Here is a 19,828-nt window from a genome sequence, read left to right as displayed (position 1 = left end):
TTATAATTCTTTAGGCACACAAGTAATTTTTTCTTTTAGTGCCAATATACATTCCCTTTGATCATTTAAACTTGCTAAAACCAATTGATTGGCTCCAGAAGATTTGATCATAAAACTGGTTAAATATCTTCCGTTGCGGTAACAGCCAGAAACTTTTTGTTTATAATTTGCTTTGGTAAACGTACCATTTAGCATTAAAGTATCGCCTTTAACTACATAGGTTCCTTTGGCGTATTCCTTCCAAACCCCGTTATTAAAGCAGCTATCTTCGTAATAATTTACTTTAGAATAAGTTGTTAAATCTACGTAAAACGAATCGCAGGTTATTTTAAATTGATGCTTGGTGTAGTTTAACAATTGATCTGCGTTTGCAATGCTATCCTGTTTCCAAACGCCTTGCAGCAAAGCCTCACCCTTACCTTGTACGTTGGGTAAACGGGTGCAGGAAAGGTAAAAAGCTAGAAGGAAAATCATCACCATCCATAAATCCCTTCCCCGAAGGAGAAGGGACTTTTGGACAGTAAAATTATTGAAGTTTCGCAACATATTAAAGTTTGGATTTTTACGCTTAACATCCCTCCCAGCCGCGGCGGAAGGTTAGGAGGGGATTATTTCAAACTTCCAACCATATCTTCTGGTTTAACCCAAGCGGTAAATTGCTCGTCGGTTAACAACCCTAATTCTACAGCAGCTTCGCGTAAAGTTTTATTTTCTTTGTGCGCTTTTTTAGCAATTTTTGCTGCATTTTCATAACCAACATGCGGATTTAAAGCTGTAACCAACATCAAAGAATTTTCCATGTGTTGTTTAATCATTGGTTTATTAGGCTCAATACCTTCTGCACATTTATCATTAAACGAAACACAAGCATCACCAATTAAACGTCCGCTTTGTAAAACATTAGCTGCAATAACTGGTTTAAAAACATTTAATTCAAAATGACCATTGCTACCGCCAATACCTACGGTTACATCGTTACCCATTACCTGTGCACAAACCATTGTCATCGCTTCTGGCTGTGTCGGATTAACTTTTCCTGGCATAATAGATGAGCCTGGTTCATTATCCGGAATAATGATTTCTCCAATTCCCGATCGCGGACCAGAACTTAACATTCTAATGTCGTTAGCCACTTTCATTAAAGAAACCGCAACGCGTTTGTAAGCGCCAGATAATTCTACCATTGCATCATGAGCTGCTAAAGCTTCGAATTTATTTGGTGCAGTTACAAAACCTAAACCTGTTAATTCTGCAATTTTTTTAGCCACCAAAACATCATATCCAGCCGGTGTATTTAATCCAGTACCAACTGCAGTACCTCCCAGAGCCAATTCGCTAATCATTACCAAAGCATTTTTAATTGCTCTAATGCCATTGTCTATTTGCTGTACATAACCAGAAAATTCTTGCCCTAAAGTTAAGGGTGTTGCATCCATAAAATGCGTACGACCAGTTTTTACAATATCATTCCACCCCGCAGCTTTTTTCGCCAAAGTATTTCTTAATTTTTCTAACCCAGGAATGGTAATTTCTACCGCTTGTTTGTAAGCTGCAATATGCATCGCAGTTGGGTAAGTATCATTACTCGATTGAGATTTATTTACATCATCATTCGGATGTAACACTTTTTTATCATCAGCTAAGTTACCACCATTTAAAACATGTGCTCTATTGGCAATAACCTCATTTGCATTCATGTTGCTTTGCGTACCAGAACCTGTTTGCCAAATTACCAACGGAAATTCTGCATCAAGTTTACCTGCAATAACTTCATCGCAAGCATTGGCAATTAATTGTGCTTTATCAGTTGTTAAAACACCTAATTCGGCATTAGCTAATGCTGCTGCTTTTTTCAAATAACCAAAAGCATGTATAATTTCTTTCGGCATACTTGCCTCCGGACCAATTTTAAAATTGTTACGCGAACGTTCGGTTTGTGCACCCCAATATTTATCTGCAGGCACCTGAACCTCGCCCATGGTATCGTGTTCTATTCTAAAACTCATGTTGTTATTATTTTTTTCCCAAATTTAACCTTTTTGGCACTTAAATTAAATTTATTTAGAAACGTTACATAAACATTAGAAAAACATTGGAAAGCGGTTCTTGGCAAGCTGTAGCCCCACTTTCCGCTTTACTTCGGGCAACCAAAGGTTTAGCCCTTCGTGTTCGCTGCAATTGGGTTTATTTTACAATATAAAGTGGTCGTATCCAGATTAGTTACCCACAATCAACTTCTGCTTTTATCATTTATAACTTTCTTCTCAAATTCTAAAAACATAACAATGTTTAAAACTCTTTTGCGTTTAAAAAGGCAATAATCCTTATTTTGCCAACTTTTTAAACCTGTATCTCTATCTACATGAAGTTTCGTTTACTAATCACTGCATTTGCTTTAACCATTATTTCGCTCTCCGCTTGCACCTCAAAAGAAGAAAAAGTTAAAAAGGCAGCTGCCGATAAAAAAGTTAGGATTAAAGAAGACGATAAAGCAGATAGTACTTTATTGGTTTACAATCCAAAAAAAGAAGACAAATGGATTGCCGATTTTGCAGAAAATTTGCATCGAAAATATGGCTTTAATGGCAACATTTTAGTAGCCAAAAAAGGTAAAATTATTTATCAAGGTGCTAAAGGTTGGGCAGATTATTTACATCGCGATAGCCTTAAAATAAACTCTGAATTTGAGTTGGCGTCAATTACCAAAACTTTTACAGGCGTTGCAATTATGCAATTAATAGAAGCTGGAAAATTGAATTTAACCGATGATGTTAAAAAGTTTTTCCCCAACTTTCCTTATGATGGTATAACAGTAAATATGCTTTTATCCCACCGAAGTGGAATGATGAATTACGTTTACTTTATAGATGACATTTGGCGCAAGGAAAAGAAAGATATGAAAAAGGGGATTTCTAATCAGGATGTGCTGCAGGTTATCGCTGATAAAAAACCCAATCCTTATGCCAAACCCGATAACAGATTTCATTATAACAACTCAAACTATATGGTTTTGGGTGGCATCATAGAAAAAGTATCTGGCAAACGTTATTCGCAATTCATGATGGAAAATGTGTTTAAACCTGCCGGGATGAAAAACACCCATGTTTATTCAAAAGCAGAATATGAAAAAATCCCTGTTGATGTAGTTGGGCATGATCGCAACAATTTTAAATACTCGGTAGCACAAAACTTTTTAGATGGCCCTGTTGGCGATAAAGGAATTTATAGCACCATACATGATTTGGTATTGTTTGATAAATATTTAAAAAACGAAAGACTGTTGACCAATAAAAGTTTAGACTCAGCTTACGTAGGCAGAAATAAACCTGTAAATGGTCACTTTAACTATGGCTATGGTTGGAGAATGTTTGATGGAAAAGGCATGGATAAAGTAGTTTACCACACAGGTTGGTGGCATGGTTTCCGCCATATTTATGTTCGCGATTTAGATAAGGATATTGTGGTTATTTTCTTGGGTAACAAAACCAATGGAAGTTTAATGCAATTAGATGAGTTGTATAAATATCTAAAAATGCCAATCATCCGTAAAGGTGCTTATAGTGGTGCTGGTAGTTTACCTGGTAGCGATGAGGATTAAAACCCCAAACCCCTAAAGGGGCTCTAATTTTAACACCCTATTTTTTCAAAAAAGAAAAGATAATTATTTCTGTTAGCAAAAGCCCCTTTAGGGGTTTGGGGTTAAGAAATCTTGTCTAAAGCGATTGCTCTAGCCTTTTTGCTTAAATAATTTTTAAGCAAAATATTTTCTGGCAATTCTAACATGGCATCTTTTCCAAAAATCTCTATGACTGTATTTCTAGCCTCTTGTAAAATAATCTGATCTTTTGCCAAGTTGGCCATTTTCAATTCTAAAACACCACTTTGCTGTGTACCTGTAATATCACCTGGTCCACGTAATTGTAAGTCAATTTCAGATATTTCGAAACCATTGTTTGTTTTAACCATGGTTTCTAAGCGTAGTTTTGAGTTTGGCCCTAACTTATTCCCCGACATTAAAATGCAATATGATTGTTCTGCACCTCTACCAACCCTACCACGTAACTGATGCAGTTGTGACAGTCCAAATCGCTCTGCATTTTCAATAATCATAACCGATGCATTTGGTACGTTTACGCCAACTTCAATTACCGTAGTAGCTACCATAATTTGGCTTTTACCATCAATAAATTGCTGCATTTCGTATTGCTTGTCGGCATTTGGCATTTGCCCATGCACTTTACTTATTTGATAATTTGGTAATGGAAATTCAAAACGCATTTGCTCTATTCCAGCTTCTAAATGCATTAAATCTAGCTTTTTACTCTCTTCAATTAAAGGATAAACAATGTAAACTTGGCGGCCTTTCGCAATTTCTTGTTTCATAAAACCAAACATTCGTAAACGCTGGCTTTCGTATAAGTGCAGCGTTTCAATCGGTTTTCTACCCACAGGCAATTCATCAATAACAGAAACATCTAAATCGCCATATAAAGTCATGGCTAAAGTTCTTGGAATAGGTGTAGCTGTCATTACCAAAATATGTGGCGGAATTACATTTTTGCGCCATAGTTTAGCTCGTTGTTCAACTCCAAATCGATGCTGCTCATCTATTACAACTAAACCGAGGTTTTTAAATTGAACCTTATCCTCTATCAAAGCATGGGTGCCAACTAAAATATCAATCTCACCACTTTCTAATTGTTGGTGCAAAATTGTTCTTTGCTTTTTAGTTGTATTTCCCGTTAGGATACCAATATTTACCAATTCTCCTTTTAACAAATCAATTAAGGATTGATAATGTTGACGTGCTAAAATTTCGGTAGGAGCCATCATACAAGCTTGGTAACCGTTATCGTTTGCTAAGAGCATGCTCATTAAAGCCACCACTGTTTTACCACTGCCAACGTCACCTTGTATCAATCGGTTCATTTGGCTTCCCCTTTGGGTATCTAACCTAATTTCTTTAATTACTCGTTTTTGAGCATTAGTTAAATCAAAGGGAAGCATCGTTTTATAAAAGATGTTAACTTTATCTCCAACGGTATTAAAAAGAGCCCCTTTATATTTCAGACTTCTTAATTGTTTATTATGCAACAGCTGAAGTTGGATAAAAAAAAGCTCTTCAAATTTCAATCTCCGCTCTGCATGTTGTAGCATGGTAGTATTTGCCGGAAAGTGAACATGAATTAAAGCATCCCTTCTACTGATTAGTTTATACTTCTCTAAAACATACGAAGGTAAAGTTTCTCTAACTTCGTTAATATGTAATTCAATAATATGATGAACTAACTTCTGGATACCCTTACTATCCAAAAACCCTTTCTTCATTTTTTCGCTGGTATGGTAAATTGGTTGTAAGGTTAAATTACCAGTTATACCAGTTTGTCTGGGATAAGTTTCTAAATCAGGGTGAGATATACTAAAACTGCTCCCAAACAGAGCGGGTTTGCCAAAGGCGATGTAAGTAGTACCTCTCATCACATTTTCTTCAACCCATTTTAAACTTTGAAACCAAACCAAGTCCATTGTACCAGTTTCATCAGCAAATTTTGCAACAATTCGTTTTTTCTGCTTTTCTCCAACTATTTCCTTGCTAATAATCTTGCCCACAACCTGCACCAAAGGCATTTCGGGGTTTAGCTCATTAATTTTATAAAATCTTGTTCTATCTATATACCTAAAAGGATAATGATTTAAAAGTTGCTCATAGGTAGATATACCCAACTCCTTTTGCAAGAGTTCAGCTCGTTTAGGGCCAACGCCTTTTAAGTAAACTAATGGTGTATCTAAATTAGTAGCAAACAAAGCGATATTATTTTCTTTTAAAATTAAAGATATCTTTTATCAAGTACCAATTAAATAAGAAAACAGCAAATAACAATAATAAATATGCTAATAACTGATTAAAACTAATTTGCTCATCAAAATATAAAACAGCTATGGCAAAAGCGATAATTGGATTAAGGTAAATGATAATGCCTAACGTTGATGATGGTATACCAATTAGCGCATACAAACTTAAAAATAGTGGAATTACCGTAAATACTATTGCTATGATCGTGATGTGACTCCAAAACCATAACCCTTCCGGAAAAGCCTCATGATGATATAAATAAAATGGCATCATTAAAATTACGGCTATAGCTATTTGAAGCGCTAAAACATTCAACTTATCTAAATGCTGCATTTTACGCTGAATAATTAAATAAAAAGCATATAATGCCGCAATGCCAACCGACCATAAAACCTCAATTATAGACCCCGTAGCTAATAAAACAATACTTAGCAAGGCAATGCCTAACGCAATCAATTTAATTCTTGAAAGTTCTTCCTTAAGAATTAAAAAACCACCAAATGCAGTAATTAAGGGGCATACCATATAAGCAAATGCTGCTGATTTTAAGCTCACATTATTTACCGCATAGATGAAAGTATACCAGTTTAGCGTTAGCAATATAGAGGCACCAACAATTTGCCATATAATAATCTTTCTCTCTTTTAAAGTAACTGATTTATAATATTGAAAATCTTGCCTTAAATACTTTCTTCTGAACAATAATATCGCAACCCATATAACAATTAAAGATGTAAATATGCGATAGTATAAAATCTCTTCAGAAGGAAATGCTTTTAGGTTTCTAAGTGGGATAGAAAAAAAACCCCAAATTGCAACAGATAAAAACGCTGCTAATAAATAACGTGATTTAGATTTCAAAAAACTATGCTTTATATGCAGTAACTGAAATCTCTACATTTACACCTTTTGGTAGTCCTTTTACTGCCACAGTTTCACGAGCCGGAAATTCAGAATCAAAGTATGAACCATATATTTCATTTACTTCTGCAAATAAAGCCATATCAGACAGAAAAATTGTGGTTTTTATGATATGAGCAAATTGGTAATCAGCTTCTATTAATACTGCTTTTATGTTACGCATTACTTGGTGAGTTTCTTCATCTATTGAACTTGTACTTAACTCGCCATTTTCTGGATTGATTGCTACTTGACCAGATGCAAATAAAAATCCATTTGCTATAACAGCTTGGCTGTATGGACCAATTGGAGCGGGTGCATTTGTTGTATTGATAATTTTTTTCATTAAGATTTTAGTATGAATAGTTGAAATAATTTGTAAATAATGCCGCCAAGAAATAGCAGTATAGCCAATGCATTGATAATGTGCATCGCTTTAAGGTTAAAATTGGTTGGACGATTTGGGTCTTTTTTTCTAAAAAAGTACATAAACAAATGTAGGCATAAAAAAAAAGTCCCGACCAAATGGTCAGGACTTTTTTTTATTGAATTAAGAAAGATTAGTTTCTTGAAGTTTCAACACGACGATTTTGGATACGACCTTCTTCAGTATCGTTAGAAGCGATTGGATTAGCTTCGCCAAAACCTTTAGCAGTAACTTGACTAGCGTTAACGCCAGAGTTTACTAAGTAAGTTTTAACAGAATTAGCTCTGTCTTTAGATAACTTCATGTTGTATGCAGCAGTACCTTCGCTAGAAGCGTAACCTTTTGTAGTTACTTTACCACCGTTTTCACGCAATACTGAAGATAATTTATCTAAAGTTGGGTAAGATTCAGTTTTTAAAACTGAAGAGTTAAATTCAAATTGGATAGTTTCGAAACCAGTTACATTAGATGCAGTTTCAGTAGTAGTAGTTACTGGAGCTGGAACTGGAAGTGGACAACCAGAACCATCAACTTTAGTACCTGCTGGAGTACCAGCACATTTGTCAAATTGATCAGCAACACCGTCACCATCAGTATCTTTTTTCAAATCTTCAACAGATTTTTCTACGTTAGAAACACGGTTTTTCAATGCTTCAACTTCTTGACGTAATGTAGGATCTTTTAATTCATCATACATCATAGCTACTGGGTTAACCCAATCTAAATTAGGTTTAGCTTTCGAACCTAAAGAGAATTCTAAACCAGCAGAAGCGTAAGAATATCTATCTTTTGAAGTACCACCTGCATAAACACCATCAACGTTATCGCCATCAACAAAATTCATTGTATAAGCTAAGTTGAAAGATACGCGATCAGAAACTTTAAATTTGATACCAGCACCTACAGGAATGTAAGCTTCTTTGATGTAATCATTATCACGCTCTTCACCATACTGACCTTTGAAATCAGTTGTAGTTCCAGCAGCAGTAGTTACTTTAGGGTTATAAGCCATTAAACCGTAACCTGCAGTAACGAAGAAATTAACTGAATTCTCACGACGTAAGAAATCAACAGTTGCAACGTTAACAACACCTCTAATATCAGCAGCATACTGAATATCAGTTTCAAATTCTCTAGCACCATTTCTGATACCACCTGGTGCATCTGTATTTGTTCCAGATAATTTACCACGGAAAATGTTACCTTCTAAACCGAAAGCATGACCTAATTGCTTACGTAATGAGATACCATAACCTAAGTTAACATCCCAGTTAGTGAAGTCATTTGATCCACCAGTTACAACAACTGGAGCTAAAACTCCACCATTGATACCTAATGACCAAGTTCTGTACTGTGCTCTTCCGCCGAATACTTTCGCAGAAGAAGTAGTTGCTGGAGCATCTTGAGCGCTAGCAAGAGAGGTAACTCCCATTACTGCTACAAGAGATGCAACAACACCCTTTTTTAAAGTAGAATAATTCATAATTTTCTTTTTTAAGGTTAAACAAATATTAATTGTATAATTTTTTGTAAGACAAAATTAAACAAATTTTTATAATCTCAAAACACTTGTACAAACTCCGTTCCAAACTTTATATTTAGCACACAATTTATTACATTTGGTTTATTAACTTTAATTAAAGATAGCTAAAATTATGAAATACAAGCAAATAAACAATTTGTTATTTGTACAAAACAGATCGAATTTTATTAAAAGGCTTAAAACTAATGCAATAGCTATATTTCAATCTAATGATGAATTTCCGCGAAGTGGAGATCAGAATTTTCTTTTTAAGCAAAATGCCGATCTGTTTTATCTGTCAGGCATTGATCAAGAACAGTCAATATTGCTGCTTTATCCCAACTGTCCTAATCCGTTGTACAGGGAAGTCCTATTTTTAAGACAGACTAATGATCATATTAGAGTTTGGGAAGGTCATAAATACACTAAAGAACAGGCAAACATAGTCTCAGGTATTAAAACTGTGTATTGGCTATCAGATTTTGAGCAAATATTACACAGCGTGATTCATTATGCAGATCACATTTATCTTAACTCTAACGAAAATGACCGTTATGCACACACCGTAACTTATAGAGATATTAGATTTATAAATCAACTAAAAGAAAAATATCCATTACATCATTATGAGCGAGCTGCCCCAATAATGCGAGATTTACGTGTAATAAAATCTGATACTGAGGTAGAACTTACCCAAAAAGCTTGTAATATTACCAAAGATGCGTTTAATAGGGTTTTAAAATTTGTAAAGCCAGGTATTTCAGAATACGAAATTGAAGCAGAAATTATTCATGAATTTATTAAGCAGCGAGCAACGGGCCACGGGTATACGCCCATAATTGCCTCTGGAAACAATGCAAACATTTTGCACTACGTTGATAATAATCAAATTTGTAATGATGGTGATTTAATATTAATGGATTTTGGCGCAGAGTACGCTAACTATAATGCAGATTTAACCAGAACCATCCCTGTTAATGGTAAATTCAGCCGTCGACAAAAAGATGTATACAATGCTGTACTCAATGTACTTAATGAAGCAAAAAAAATAATGGTTGACGGAGCATTATGGAACACTTACCATGAACAAGTTGGAGAAATCATGACAGAAGAATTAATTAAGTTAAAGTTAATTTCGATAACTGATGTGAAAAACCAACCTAAAAGCCAACCAGCCTATAAAAAATATTTTATGCATGGCACATCTCATCATTTAGGTATTGATGTTCATGATCTTGCAAGTAGATATACTCCATTTGCTGCTGGTAATATTTTAACATGCGAACCAGGCATTTATATCCCTGAAGAAGGTTTTGGGATAAGATTAGAAAATGATATTTTAATCACAAAAGATGGAAATATTGATTTGATGGCAAATATTCCGATTATAGCTGAAGAAATTGAAGAGCTTATGAATGCTTAATCCAATCCTCAACAAATCTATAAATATTAAAATCGCTTAATTTTATAGCTTCATTTATTGCTTGATGAAGCTTTTTTTGATCAACACTTTTCATTTTATAGTGTTGAATTAATCGAATAGCTTTTTCTGCCATTAAAAAGCCTTTTCTGTTATTGGTATTTATGATGGGCTTGACAATCCAATTGCAAAGTTGTGGTATGCCTTCATTTTTTTCGGCTACTGTTTTAAATAATGGTATATCTTCTACTTGCTGATGAATCATCTTCTTCAAATTATTTGCAAAAGTATCAGCCCCTTCTCTATCAGCCTTATTTACAACAAATGCTTGGGCAATCTCCATCAAACCCGATTTTATATTTTGTATTTCATCTCCAGATTCTGGCACTAAAACCACTAAAGTTTTATCGGCCAAACCAGCAATTTCTACTTCCGATTGCCCAACACCTACTGTTTCCACAATTATTAAATCGAAATTAGCGGCCTTTAACACATCAATCATTTCTAAGGTTTTAACAGAAACCCCACCCAAAGCACCACGAGTAGCTACAGATCTGATATAAACATTAGGATTATTAAACTGCTGAGCCATTCTTATCCGATCGCCCAATAGCGAACCAAAATTAAATGGGGAGGTTGGGTCTACTGCCAAAATGGCTACTCTTTTACCTTCATTAACAAAATGGTTAGTAATTTGATTAACCAATGTGCTTTTACCGGCCCCAGGAGGACCTGTTATGCCAATTACTGCAACATTCTTTACTTCCAATTCTTTTAATAAACTTGCAGAGGGTTCAATCTCATTTTCTACAAGCGTTAACACTCTTGCTAAAATGCGAAAATCTCCATTTGTAATACCTTTAATAAGATTTTGGTAAGAATTCATTAAACAAATAAACAGAATTTTATTTTTAACAAACAATGTCTTTTTCAATTTTGATACGTTATCTTAACTTATCAACTTGTAGCATAAATAAACAAACTACAAAAACCGTAACTTTGTAGTCCTTAAATTTTTAAATGAAAACCTATTTTAGATTATTATCCTTTGCTAAACCAATAGAAAAGTTTGCAATACCGTATGTTATTGCAACGCTTTTCGCAATTATATTTAATACATTTTTATTCACGCTATTGGGGCCAATTATGAATACTATATTCTTAAAGCCTTGTGATGACCAAATAACAACTGTAACTAAAGATAGTTCATGGAACCCAATGAATTTATTTAGTCAATATATAGATCAAGTTATTTTAACCCACGACAAAACTTATGCTTTACAGTTAATATGCATTGTAGTTATTTTTACTGTACTGCTAGCAAATTTCTTTCGTTATTTTTCTCAAAGATATATGGAAGATTTGAGAGTGCATACCCTCTTAAAGCTTAGAAAAGCCGTGTTTGACAACGTGATGAATTTACATGTTAGCTATTTTAATAACGAAAGAAAAGGAGATATCATCTCGAAAGTAGCTTCTGATGTACAGGTAGTACAATTTACAGTTACCAATACCTTACAGGTTGTATTTAAAGAACCAGTACAACTGATATTTTATATAGCGGTTTTAGTTTCCATTTCATTTAAATTAACCATATTTTCTTTACTAGTAATCCCTGTCTCAGGTTTTATCATCAGTAAAATTGTAAAAAGGCTAAAACAGCAATCTACACTTTCTCATGAATCATTCGCTAAAATGATAGGGTTCTTAGACGAATCATTAAGTGGAATAAAAATTATCAAAGCATTTAATGCCACTTTTAGGATAAAGGAAAAATTTCAAAAAGAAAATCAATTCTATTCTAATTTGAATAGAAAAATGGCCAGAAGGCAACAACTCGCTTCACCAGTTTCGCAAACTTTGGGTGTATTTGTAGTAGTTTTTATTTTGCTATATGGCGGAAGCATGATTTTAAGTGGTAATAGTGACCTTAAAGCTGGAGAATTTGTGATTTACTTAGCCACTTTCTCACAAGTAATGCTGCCCATTAAAGCAATCACAGATTCTTTTAGTAGTATCCATTCAGGCATATCTGCCGGAGAAAGGGTTTTAGATTTAATTGATACCGAGCCTGCATTGGTAAACAAGTTAGATGCTAAAGAATTGTCGAATTTTGGCACTGCAATAACTTTAGAAAATGTTTCATTTAATTATGGAGATAAACAAATTCTAAAAAACATTTCACTTACCATAGAAAAAGGGAAAACTGTTGCTTTGGTTGGTCCATCGGGAGGTGGAAAAAGTACTTTAATGGATTTAATTCCTCGTTTCCACGACCCCAAATCTGGTTTAATAAAAATTGATGGCTTTGATTATAAAGATTTAACTGTAGAAAGTATTAGAATGCAAATGGGTACGGTTAATCAGGAGTCTTTCTTATTTAATGATACCATTCAAAATAACATCGCCTTTGGCAAACCCGATGCAACAATTGATGAGGTTATTGCAGCGGCTAAAATTGCCAATGCACATGAGTTTATTTTAAATACAGAAGAAAGCTATCAAACTTTTGTTGGCGATAGAGGAAACAAACTTTCTGGCGGACAAAAACAGCGAATTTGTATAGCGAGGGCTGTTTTAGCTAATCCGCCGATTATGTTATTAGATGAAGCAACTTCTGCATTAGATACAGAATCTGAAAAATTAGTACAGGATGCCTTGAATAATTTAATGCAAAATCGTACCTCAATTGTAATTGCCCACCGTTTAAGCACCATACAACAAGCTGATTTAATAGTAGTAATTGATAAAGGAGAAATAGCTGAAAGCGGTAGCCATCAAGAGTTGATGGGCAAAGGTGGTTTGTACAAACGTTTAATTGAGATGCAAACTTTTAATGATTAATGATGGATATTTCAATTAATCAAGCAAAGATTAGTATTGTTATAGTTGTTAGAAATGCCGTAAAAACGATTGAAAACACTTTAAAAAGCATTATAAATCAGGATTACAAGAACTTTGAATTGATAATTTTGGATGGGCTTTCTACTGATGGAACTTTAGCAGTTATTGAAAAATACAAAAACGAAATAACTTATTTTAAATCAGAAAAAGATAATGGGATTTACGATGCAATGAACAAATCAATTGAGCATTGTACTGGAGATTATATTTATTTTATTGGTGCCGATGATGAGTTAAATAACAAAACTGTATTAGCTGATATTTTTAAAAATCAATTAATTAATGATGATATTATTTATGGTAATGCATTTTATATTAAAAGAAAAAAAATCCGTTTCGGAAAAATAAATCGCTACCACTTATGTAAGCACAATTTCAATCATCAAACTATATTTTATCCTAAAAGTGTTTTTAAAAACTATTGTTACGAAACAAAGTATACCATTTGGGCAGATTATTATTTAAACATAAATTTATTTTTTATAGCCAAATATAAATTTGCTTATGTAAAAGTTATTGTTTCAAAATTTAATGATTTGGGTACATCTGGTATTAACAATATAGACATGACATTTGAAAAGGATAGAAAAAAAATTGTTTCAGAAATTTTTCCTTTTGATGTTTATGTTTTTCATCTTGCCCGTAGACTATTTTTAACATTGCAGCGATATTTCAAAAATTAACAAATGAATAATGTAATTATTGTCCCGCTTTATAAAAATGAGCTCAATCAATTTGAACATATCTCTTTAAAACAGTGTTTTAAAATATTTATTGGCAGAAAGATTATTGCCATAAAACCCAAAAGCCTAAACCTATCTAATATAACTAAAGAATATACTTTCAATGATGTTGTTTCTTTTGACGATGAATTTTTCATTGATATCAATGGCTACAATAAATTAATGTTGTCAGCCATTTTTTATGAACAATTCTTGGCCTACCATTATATGTTGATTTATCAAACTGATGCTTTTGTATTCACAGATCAGTTGGATTTTTGGGCAAATTCTGGATATGATTATATTGGCGCTCCTTGGCTAAGGCCATTAAAAAACAACAATATTTTTAATAGATATATATTCGATATCAAATGTTATATCTACACCAAATTTAATGTGAAGAAAAATGGCTTACCAAAAGGTAAGCAACTTTATAATAAAGTAGGAAATGGCGGATTTTCGTTAAGAAACATCTCAAAATTTCATGAAATCTGTATAGTAAAAAGAGAACTAGCAGAGCGATATATTAATTTAAATAATCCTTCTTTTAATGAAGATATTTTTTGGTCTATTGAAGTGAATAGAAAAAGGTTAAACCTAAAAATCCCAAATTTACGCTTGGGCATAAAATTCGCTTTCGAAAATTATCCAGCATACGCTCTGAGATTGAATAACGGCGAGCTGCCATTCGGTTGCCATGCTTGGGAAAAGAATTTAGCGTTTTGGATGAGTTTTTTAAAAAATGAGGGATACAATGTATGATCATTAATTTTTACCTACTTACTTTCAACCTTGTACTTTAAAACATAATACCACAACTTATATTTTAATGCATTGCTCATCACCTTACTATTTTTAAACTTTTTTAAATAGCTTAGGATTTCCAAATATGTTTTCTTCGATTCAACTAATGAAACGATAAATCTCTTAAAAGCCCTTTTCTCAATCTTATATTGCTCATCATTTGTAATGTTGTCAACAAATTTAGGCAAGATATTTTCCCACTTGTTTTGAATTTTTAATGTATCCTCTAACCATTTTGCATCATAACTCCCTTCAGAAAAATGCTCAATTAGAATGTCATATGTTACAAAAACACCATATTCGCGACCTACATTTAAGCAAAAGTCAATATCATAACAGTGAAATCCTTCTAATAACTTCTCGTCAAATGGTCTAGCCAAAGCAATTGTCCTTGTAGTTGAAAGCCATAAACCATCTAAAACAACTACCTCTGCTGGTGATGTACCTTTTGGATTATTATAGATGAGTTCTTTTTCTTTATCTGATTTTTTATAACATTGAATATAATTTGAAAAGGTGGTTGTACCATGATTACTATCAGCTCCCCATCCTGATGGAGCAAGTGATTTGTATGAGCTTCCAACAACACCTAAAACGCCAATACTCGTATTCTTTTTAAAGGTATCGACTAGTAATTTCCCCCAGTTTGATGTGCGATAAGCAATGTCTTCATGCATAAAACATAAAATTTCAAACTTTGCCTTATTAGCTCCATTATTATATACCTCGCAAATACCTTTATTACCAGTTGAATTATTATAGGCTATAATTTCATAAGGAACACCAATAGTTTCATCGATATTTAAACTTACGTTAGCTAACATCTCTTCGCTAACAGAACATATTATGATTGATATCATTTTAGATTACTTATAACAAAACATTAAAACGCTCACTATAAATAAAAGTATTTTATCATACTTTATCCTTAAGCCAGCCTCATATTAATAATAGTGAAAAACTGCATCTTTTACAAATTTAGTTACTCCTATAATTGGGATTATTAACACATGATATGCTATGACTACTTTTTATAAAGATAGAAAACCGCAGTATCACCACGTTTAAGTTCATTCAATTGCTGAGCTTTTGATTCATAATCCTCCATTTCTTGTTCAGAGAAATTTTCGTAGTAAGGATATGGCCCATAGTTATTTTTTGAAGAAAATAAAGGAATACTTTTTTTATATAGTTCACTAGCCCAAAACTGAAAGCTTGAAGAATCAAATAAAGTATGCTTAATATTGAAACTTGTATGATCTGCGAGTATTTCCATACTTTTTAATGTATGCAGAAAGAAGTGCCTAGGAGCATCTAACTGAACCCAGTTCTCTCCATAAATCTTCCACGCATCTCCTAATATTGGAATGCAAATAGCTAGACAACCATTTTTTTTTAACAGACGATGGCAATCATTTAAAACTTGGTGCTGTTGATCCATGTGCTCAAATACATGATTCATCATTATCACATCGTATCTATCGGGATCAAGTTCGTTCAATTCTTTTTTTCTAATTTTTACACCATAGCCATGGTCAATTTCTTCTGGCAGATACTTATCTACCCCTTCAACATTTTCAAAACCAAAATTAAATAAATCGCACAATAAATATCCTCTTCCACAACCTACCTCAAGGATACGATCTTTAATTCCAACATTTATATGTTTTATATAATTTAAAGCAGTAGCCTTACGCTTTAGAACTCTTTTAACCCTAAAACGCCCAAATAATCTTTTTATAAATGGTTTACGCTTTAAAAGGGCTGTTTTTGTGGTAAAAGAATAATAATAAGGTGGATAATATTTATCCATATTACCTGGAATTTCAGCTATTTGTAAACAACCGCAATTTGAACATTCATTGTATTTGAATTCGTCATTAAAGCCAAACATCTTCTCTTTAAATGTATAAGTTTTACTAAACTTAGATTCGCAAATGTGGCAGACTGGGGCTAATAAACTTTCAGTGTTCAATTAAATTCGTGATTAATTAAATAAATTCATTCTTTTAAGATTTTTATAAATGATAAGAAATTCTATTAAAAAAATATTCTTAATTGGAAGGTACAAAATTAAAGACACTTAAGTATCTTTTAATTAGTTTAAATACGATAAGAAAACTACTAACTTCAATCAATTGCAAAAAAAAAGTGACCTCTTGTTAAAGGTCACTTTTTGATAATATTTAGTTATTTACAACTTCCTTTTAACCTCTACTTGTTCGTAAGCTTCTACAATATCTCCAACTTCGATATTATTAAAGTTTTGGATGTTTAGACCACATTCGTAACCTTTAGAAACTTCTTTAACATCATCTTTGAAACGTTTTAACGAAGCTAATTCACCTGTGTAAATTACCACACCATCACGTACAATACGGATTTTGCTATTTCTAGTGATCTTACCATCTAATACCATACAACCTGCAATGGTACCAACTTTTGTAATTTTAAAGGTTTCTCTAATCTCTACGTTAGCCACAATTTTCTCTTCAAATTCTGGAGCCAACATACCTTCCATAGCCGCTTTAATCTCGTTAATTGCATCGTAAATGATAGAATATAAACGAATATCGATTTGTTCAGCTTCTGCTAATTTGCGGGCACCTGGCGAAGGACGTACTTGGAAACCGATAATGATAGCATCTGAAGCAGAAGCCAACAATACATCAGATTCTGAGATTTGACCCACTGCTTTACCAATAATATTGATCTGAATTTCTTCAGTAGATAACTTCAATAATGAATCGGCTAATGCTTCGATAGAGCCATCCACATCACCTTTAACAATTAAGTTTAACTCTTTAAAGTTACCAATTGCTAAACGACGACCAATCTCATCTAGCGTAATATGTTTCTGTGTACGTAAACCTTGCTCACGCATTAACTGTAAACGTTTATTTGCAATTTCTCTCGCTTCAACTTCACTTTCCATTGCATTAAACTTATCACCCGCAGTTGGCGCACCTTGCATACCTAATACTTGTACAGGTACAGATGGGCCAGCTTCATTAACTTTAGCACCACGTTCGTTAAATAAAGCTTTTACTTTACCACTATAACTACCTGCTAAAATCGGATCACCAACTCTTAATGTACCAGCTTGTACCAATACAGTAGTTACAATACCACGGCCTTTATCTAATGTTGCTTCGATAACCGTACCCGTTGCACGTTTGTTAGGATTAGCTTGTAATTCTAATATCTCTGCTTCTAATAAAACTTTATCTAATAATAAATCTACGTTTAAGCCACTTTTACTTGATATTTCTTGCGACTGGAATTTACCACCCCAATCTTCAACCAAAATATTCATTACAGATAATTGTTCTTTCACTCTATCTGAATTAGCTCCTGGTTTATCAATTTTTGTAAAAGCAAATACTAAAGGTACACCAGCAGCCTGTGCATGGTTAATTGCTTCTTTAGTTTGAGGCATCACCGCATCATCCGCAGCAATAACAATAATGGCAATATCTGCTACTTTAGCACCACGAGCACGCATCGCTGTAAAGGCTTCGTGACCAGGAGTATCTAAGAAAGTAACTTGTTTACCAGAGTTTGTAGTTACTTTATAAGCTCCAATGTGCTGTGTAATACCACCAGCCTCACCAGCAACTACATTCGCTTTACGAATATAATCTAGCAATGATGTTTTACCATGATCTACGTGACCCATGATCGTAACAACAGGAACTCTAGCTTCTAAATCTTCTGCTGCATCTTCTTCTTCAATTACGCTATCGGCTTCTTCATCAGCTTTTACAAACTGAATTTCGTAACCAAATTCATCAGCAACAATTGTTAAAGTTTCTGCATCTAAACGTTGATTAATAGAAACGAACATACCCAAACTCATACAAGTACCAATAATTTTTGTTACTGGAACATCCATCATATTAGCCAACTCATTTGCCGTAACAAACTCAGTAACTTTTAATACTTTAGATTGTAATTGTTCTTCTGCTGCTGCTTCTTCTGCAGTTAAAGCAACATCATCACGTTTCTGACGACGTAATTTTGCTCTTTGTGCAAATTTACCAGATTTACCTGCTCCACTTAAACGTGCAAGTGTTGCTTTAATCTGATCTTGTATTTCTTTTTCTGTTGGCTCTTCTTTTGGTCCGCCAGATGGAGCACCTGGACGAGCATTTCTAAAGTTTGGACGACCACCAGCGGTATTGTTAGTGTTATTTCTAAAATCTGGTCTGTTAGCTGGCACACCTGTTCCGGCAGGGCGAGGAGCTTGTTGTCCTTGCTGACCTTGACTTGGAGCAGCGCCCTGCGTACCTTGACCTTGTTGAGGTGCATTTGGTCCACCTGGCGTTTTTTTACGCTTACGTTTACGTTTAGCAGCTTCACTATCATTTGATGAAGCAACAGGTTGATTTCTACGGTCTGGTGTTGTTGGTAATACAATTTTACCAATAATATTTGGTCCAGATAATTTTACCGAACGAGCTTTAATTACTTCGTCTTCCGCTGGAGTTTCTGCAACAGGTGTAGCTGTAACAGCTGGCTTAGCCTCTTCCACTTTTGGTTTTTCTTCAACCTGTTCGGCAGGCAGAACAACCTTAGTTTCTTGAACTGGGGCTTTAACTTCTTCAACAGGAGCTGGCTTTTCTTCTTTCGGTTGCTCTACCTTAGGTTCAACTTTAGGTACTTCAGCAACTACAGGAGTTTCCTTTTTTGTTTCAACTACTGGCGCTGGCTCTTCCTTCTTATCAGGACGAGTTTTTGTATTTAAATTGTTTAAATCAATTTTACCTACAATTTTAACACCAGGCAGCGAACCATCATCTTCTTTTGCAACTATAGGCTCCGCAGGTTTTACTGGCTCAGCAACTTTAACTGGCTCAACTGGCGTAGCTTCTACAGGCTTTTCTTCCTTTGGCTTCTCAGCTGGAGGAGTATAAGAATGAAGGTTTTTAATTAAAATCCCTTCGTTTTCAAAATCTTGTTTTTTACTAGGCACCTCAGGAGCTTTCTCAGCTGCTTCGGGTTCATCACGACGAATTTTTCCTATAACTATCTGATTGGCTTCTTCTTTTACGATTTTATCCCCCTGAAACTCCTTCATCAATGTATCGTACATCTCTTTAGAAAGTTTGGTAGTGGGCTTATTTTCCACAGCAAAGCCTTTCTTACCAAGAAAATCTACTGCTGTAGCAATTCCTATGTTAAGCTCTTTGGCTGCTTTAAATAAAATTACGGCTTTGTCGTCTGACATCTATTATCCTATTATTTTTACTAATTATATACAAAAGTAACGTTT

General features: G+C 34.0%; 16 protein-coding genes. 5 read left to right on the top strand and 11 right to left on the bottom strand.

Annotated features, from left to right (window positions below):
• On the bottom strand, nucleotides 1-474 hold the full coding sequence (locus tag FA045_RS01510; RefSeq protein WP_225871234.1) for a fumarate hydratase: 474 nt from the start codon (nucleotides 472-474) through the stop codon (nucleotides 1-3).
• Nucleotides 475-608: 134 nt separating this feature from the next.
• On the bottom strand, nucleotides 609-2,006 hold the full coding sequence (gene fumC / locus FA045_RS01505; protein WP_136873721.1) for a class II fumarate hydratase: 1,398 nt from the start codon (nucleotides 2,004-2,006) through the stop codon (nucleotides 609-611).
• A 356-nt stretch (nucleotides 2,007-2,362) separates the two neighbouring features.
• Between fumC and FA045_RS01500 the strand changes: the two genes are divergently transcribed.
• Nucleotides 2,363-3,598 carry a serine hydrolase domain-containing protein gene (locus tag FA045_RS01500; protein ID WP_136873719.1) on the top strand — a complete coding sequence of 412 codons (1,236 nt, stop codon included), beginning with the start codon at nucleotides 2,363-2,365 and terminating at the stop codon, nucleotides 3,596-3,598.
• 101 nt (nucleotides 3,599-3,699) lie between these two features.
• On the opposite strand, the gene recG is transcribed toward FA045_RS01500, so the two are convergent.
• The 5 genes from recG to FA045_RS01480 all read right to left on the bottom strand — a co-directional run bounded on the left by recG (nucleotide 3,700) and on the right by FA045_RS01480 (nucleotide 8,664).
• On the bottom strand, nucleotides 3,700-5,805 hold the full coding sequence (gene recG / locus FA045_RS01495) for an ATP-dependent DNA helicase RecG (protein WP_136873717.1): 2,106 nt from the start codon (nucleotides 5,803-5,805) through the stop codon (nucleotides 3,700-3,702).
• A 7-nt stretch (nucleotides 5,806-5,812) separates the two neighbouring features.
• Nucleotides 5,813-6,715 carry an EamA family transporter gene (locus tag FA045_RS01490; protein ID WP_136873715.1) on the bottom strand — a complete coding sequence of 301 codons (903 nt, stop codon included), beginning with the start codon at nucleotides 6,713-6,715 and terminating at the stop codon, nucleotides 5,813-5,815.
• Between the two features lie 4 nt (nucleotides 6,716-6,719).
• Nucleotides 6,720-7,100, bottom strand: coding sequence for a RidA family protein (locus FA045_RS01485; RefSeq protein ID WP_136873713.1), 381 nt, complete (start codon nucleotides 7,098-7,100; stop codon nucleotides 6,720-6,722).
• Nucleotides 7,100-7,243 (bottom strand): DUF6728 family protein, encoded by a 144-nt coding sequence (locus tag FA045_RS19150; protein ID WP_317130561.1) that lies wholly within the window; start codon nucleotides 7,241-7,243, stop codon nucleotides 7,100-7,102. Before FA045_RS19150 ends, FA045_RS01485 begins: the two co-directional genes overlap by 1 nt.
• A 71-nt stretch (nucleotides 7,244-7,314) precedes the next feature.
• Entirely contained in the window at nucleotides 7,315-8,664 is a 1,350-nt protein-coding gene (locus FA045_RS01480) for an OmpA family protein (protein ID WP_136873711.1), read from the bottom strand.
• Nucleotides 8,665-8,836: 172 nt separating this feature from the next.
• On the opposite strand from FA045_RS01480, the gene FA045_RS01475 reads away from it, so the two are divergent.
• Nucleotides 8,837-10,126 (top strand): aminopeptidase P family protein, encoded by a 1,290-nt coding sequence (locus FA045_RS01475; protein ID WP_136873709.1) that lies wholly within the window; start codon nucleotides 8,837-8,839, stop codon nucleotides 10,124-10,126.
• Here FA045_RS01475 and meaB read toward each other — a convergent pair.
• Nucleotides 10,113-11,009, bottom strand: a complete 897-nt coding sequence (gene meaB, locus FA045_RS01470; RefSeq protein ID WP_136873707.1) for a methylmalonyl Co-A mutase-associated GTPase MeaB — start codon at nucleotides 11,007-11,009, stop codon at nucleotides 10,113-10,115. The genes FA045_RS01475 and meaB overlap by 14 nt on opposite strands.
• Before the next feature lie 134 nt (nucleotides 11,010-11,143).
• On the opposite strand from meaB, the gene FA045_RS01465 reads away from it, so the two are divergent.
• From FA045_RS01465 to FA045_RS01455, 3 genes are read left to right on the top strand one after another with little or no spacing between them, the layout of a single operon-like run.
• On the top strand, nucleotides 11,144-12,967 hold the full coding sequence (locus tag FA045_RS01465; RefSeq protein ID WP_136873705.1) for an ABC transporter ATP-binding protein: 1,824 nt from the start codon (nucleotides 11,144-11,146) through the stop codon (nucleotides 12,965-12,967).
• Nucleotides 12,967-13,710, top strand: a complete 744-nt coding sequence (locus FA045_RS01460) for a glycosyltransferase family 2 protein (protein WP_136873703.1) — start codon at nucleotides 12,967-12,969, stop codon at nucleotides 13,708-13,710. Before FA045_RS01465 ends, FA045_RS01460 begins: the two co-directional genes overlap by 1 nt.
• Before the next feature lie 3 nt (nucleotides 13,711-13,713).
• A complete protein-coding gene (locus tag FA045_RS01455; protein ID WP_136873701.1) occupies nucleotides 13,714-14,511 on the top strand; it encodes a DUF5672 family protein in 798 nt (265 codons plus the stop codon).
• 14 nt (nucleotides 14,512-14,525) lie between these two features.
• Here FA045_RS01455 and FA045_RS01450 read toward each other — a convergent pair whose 3' ends face one another.
• From FA045_RS01450 to infB, 3 genes are all read right to left on the bottom strand, one after another.
• Nucleotides 14,526-15,413: a glycosyltransferase gene (locus FA045_RS01450; protein ID WP_136873699.1), complete on the bottom strand. Its 888-nt coding sequence runs from the start codon at nucleotides 15,411-15,413 to the stop codon at nucleotides 14,526-14,528.
• A gap of 164 nt (nucleotides 15,414-15,577) precedes the next feature.
• On the bottom strand, nucleotides 15,578-16,447 hold the full coding sequence (locus FA045_RS01445; RefSeq protein WP_136873697.1) for a class I SAM-dependent methyltransferase: 870 nt from the start codon (nucleotides 16,445-16,447) through the stop codon (nucleotides 15,578-15,580).
• A gap of 300 nt (nucleotides 16,448-16,747) precedes the next feature.
• Nucleotides 16,748-19,783, bottom strand: coding sequence for a translation initiation factor IF-2 (infB, locus tag FA045_RS01440; RefSeq protein ID WP_136873695.1), 3,036 nt, complete (start codon nucleotides 19,781-19,783; stop codon nucleotides 16,748-16,750).
• Nucleotides 19,784-19,828 lie beyond the last annotated feature (45 nt).

The organism is Pedobacter cryotolerans, from assembly GCF_005116475.1.
Lineage (GTDB): Bacteria > Bacteroidota > Bacteroidia > Sphingobacteriales > Sphingobacteriaceae > Pedobacter > Pedobacter cryotolerans.
Note: the sequence above shows the minus strand (reverse complement) of the source record. Positions and strands in the feature narration are given on the sequence as shown.

Bases quoted from the DNA above. Each gene is read 5' to 3' on its own strand.
- FA045_RS01510 (WP_225871234.1), bottom strand. From the start codon at position 474: ATGATTTTCCTTCTAGCTTTTTACCTTTCCTGCACCCGTTTACCCAAC.
- fumC (WP_136873721.1), bottom strand. From the start codon at position 2,006: ATGAGTTTTAGAATAGAACACGATACCATGGGCGAGGTTCAGGTGCCT.
- FA045_RS01500 (WP_136873719.1), top strand. From the start codon at position 2,363: ATGAAGTTTCGTTTACTAATCACTGCATTTGCTTTAACCATTATTTCG.
- FA045_RS01485 (WP_136873713.1), bottom strand. From the start codon at position 7,100: ATGAAAAAAATTATCAATACAACAAATGCACCCGCTCCAATTGGTCCA.
- FA045_RS19150 (WP_317130561.1), bottom strand. From the start codon at position 7,243: ATGTACTTTTTTAGAAAAAAAGACCCAAATCGTCCAACCAATTTTAAC.
- FA045_RS01480 (WP_136873711.1), bottom strand. From the start codon at position 8,664: ATGAATTATTCTACTTTAAAAAAGGGTGTTGTTGCATCTCTTGTAGCA.
- FA045_RS01475 (WP_136873709.1), top strand. From the start codon at position 8,837: ATGAAATACAAGCAAATAAACAATTTGTTATTTGTACAAAACAGATCG.
- meaB (WP_136873707.1), bottom strand. From the start codon at position 11,009: ATGAATTCTTACCAAAATCTTATTAAAGGTATTACAAATGGAGATTTT.
- FA045_RS01465 (WP_136873705.1), top strand. From the start codon at position 11,144: ATGAAAACCTATTTTAGATTATTATCCTTTGCTAAACCAATAGAAAAG.
- FA045_RS01460 (WP_136873703.1), top strand. From the start codon at position 12,967: ATGATGGATATTTCAATTAATCAAGCAAAGATTAGTATTGTTATAGTT.
- FA045_RS01455 (WP_136873701.1), top strand. From the start codon at position 13,714: ATGAATAATGTAATTATTGTCCCGCTTTATAAAAATGAGCTCAATCAA.
- FA045_RS01450 (WP_136873699.1), bottom strand. From the start codon at position 15,413: ATGATATCAATCATAATATGTTCTGTTAGCGAAGAGATGTTAGCTAAC.
- FA045_RS01445 (WP_136873697.1), bottom strand. From the start codon at position 16,447: ATGTTTGGCTTTAATGACGAATTCAAATACAATGAATGTTCAAATTGC.
- infB (WP_136873695.1), bottom strand. From the start codon at position 19,783: ATGTCAGACGACAAAGCCGTAATTTTATTTAAAGCAGCCAAAGAGCTT.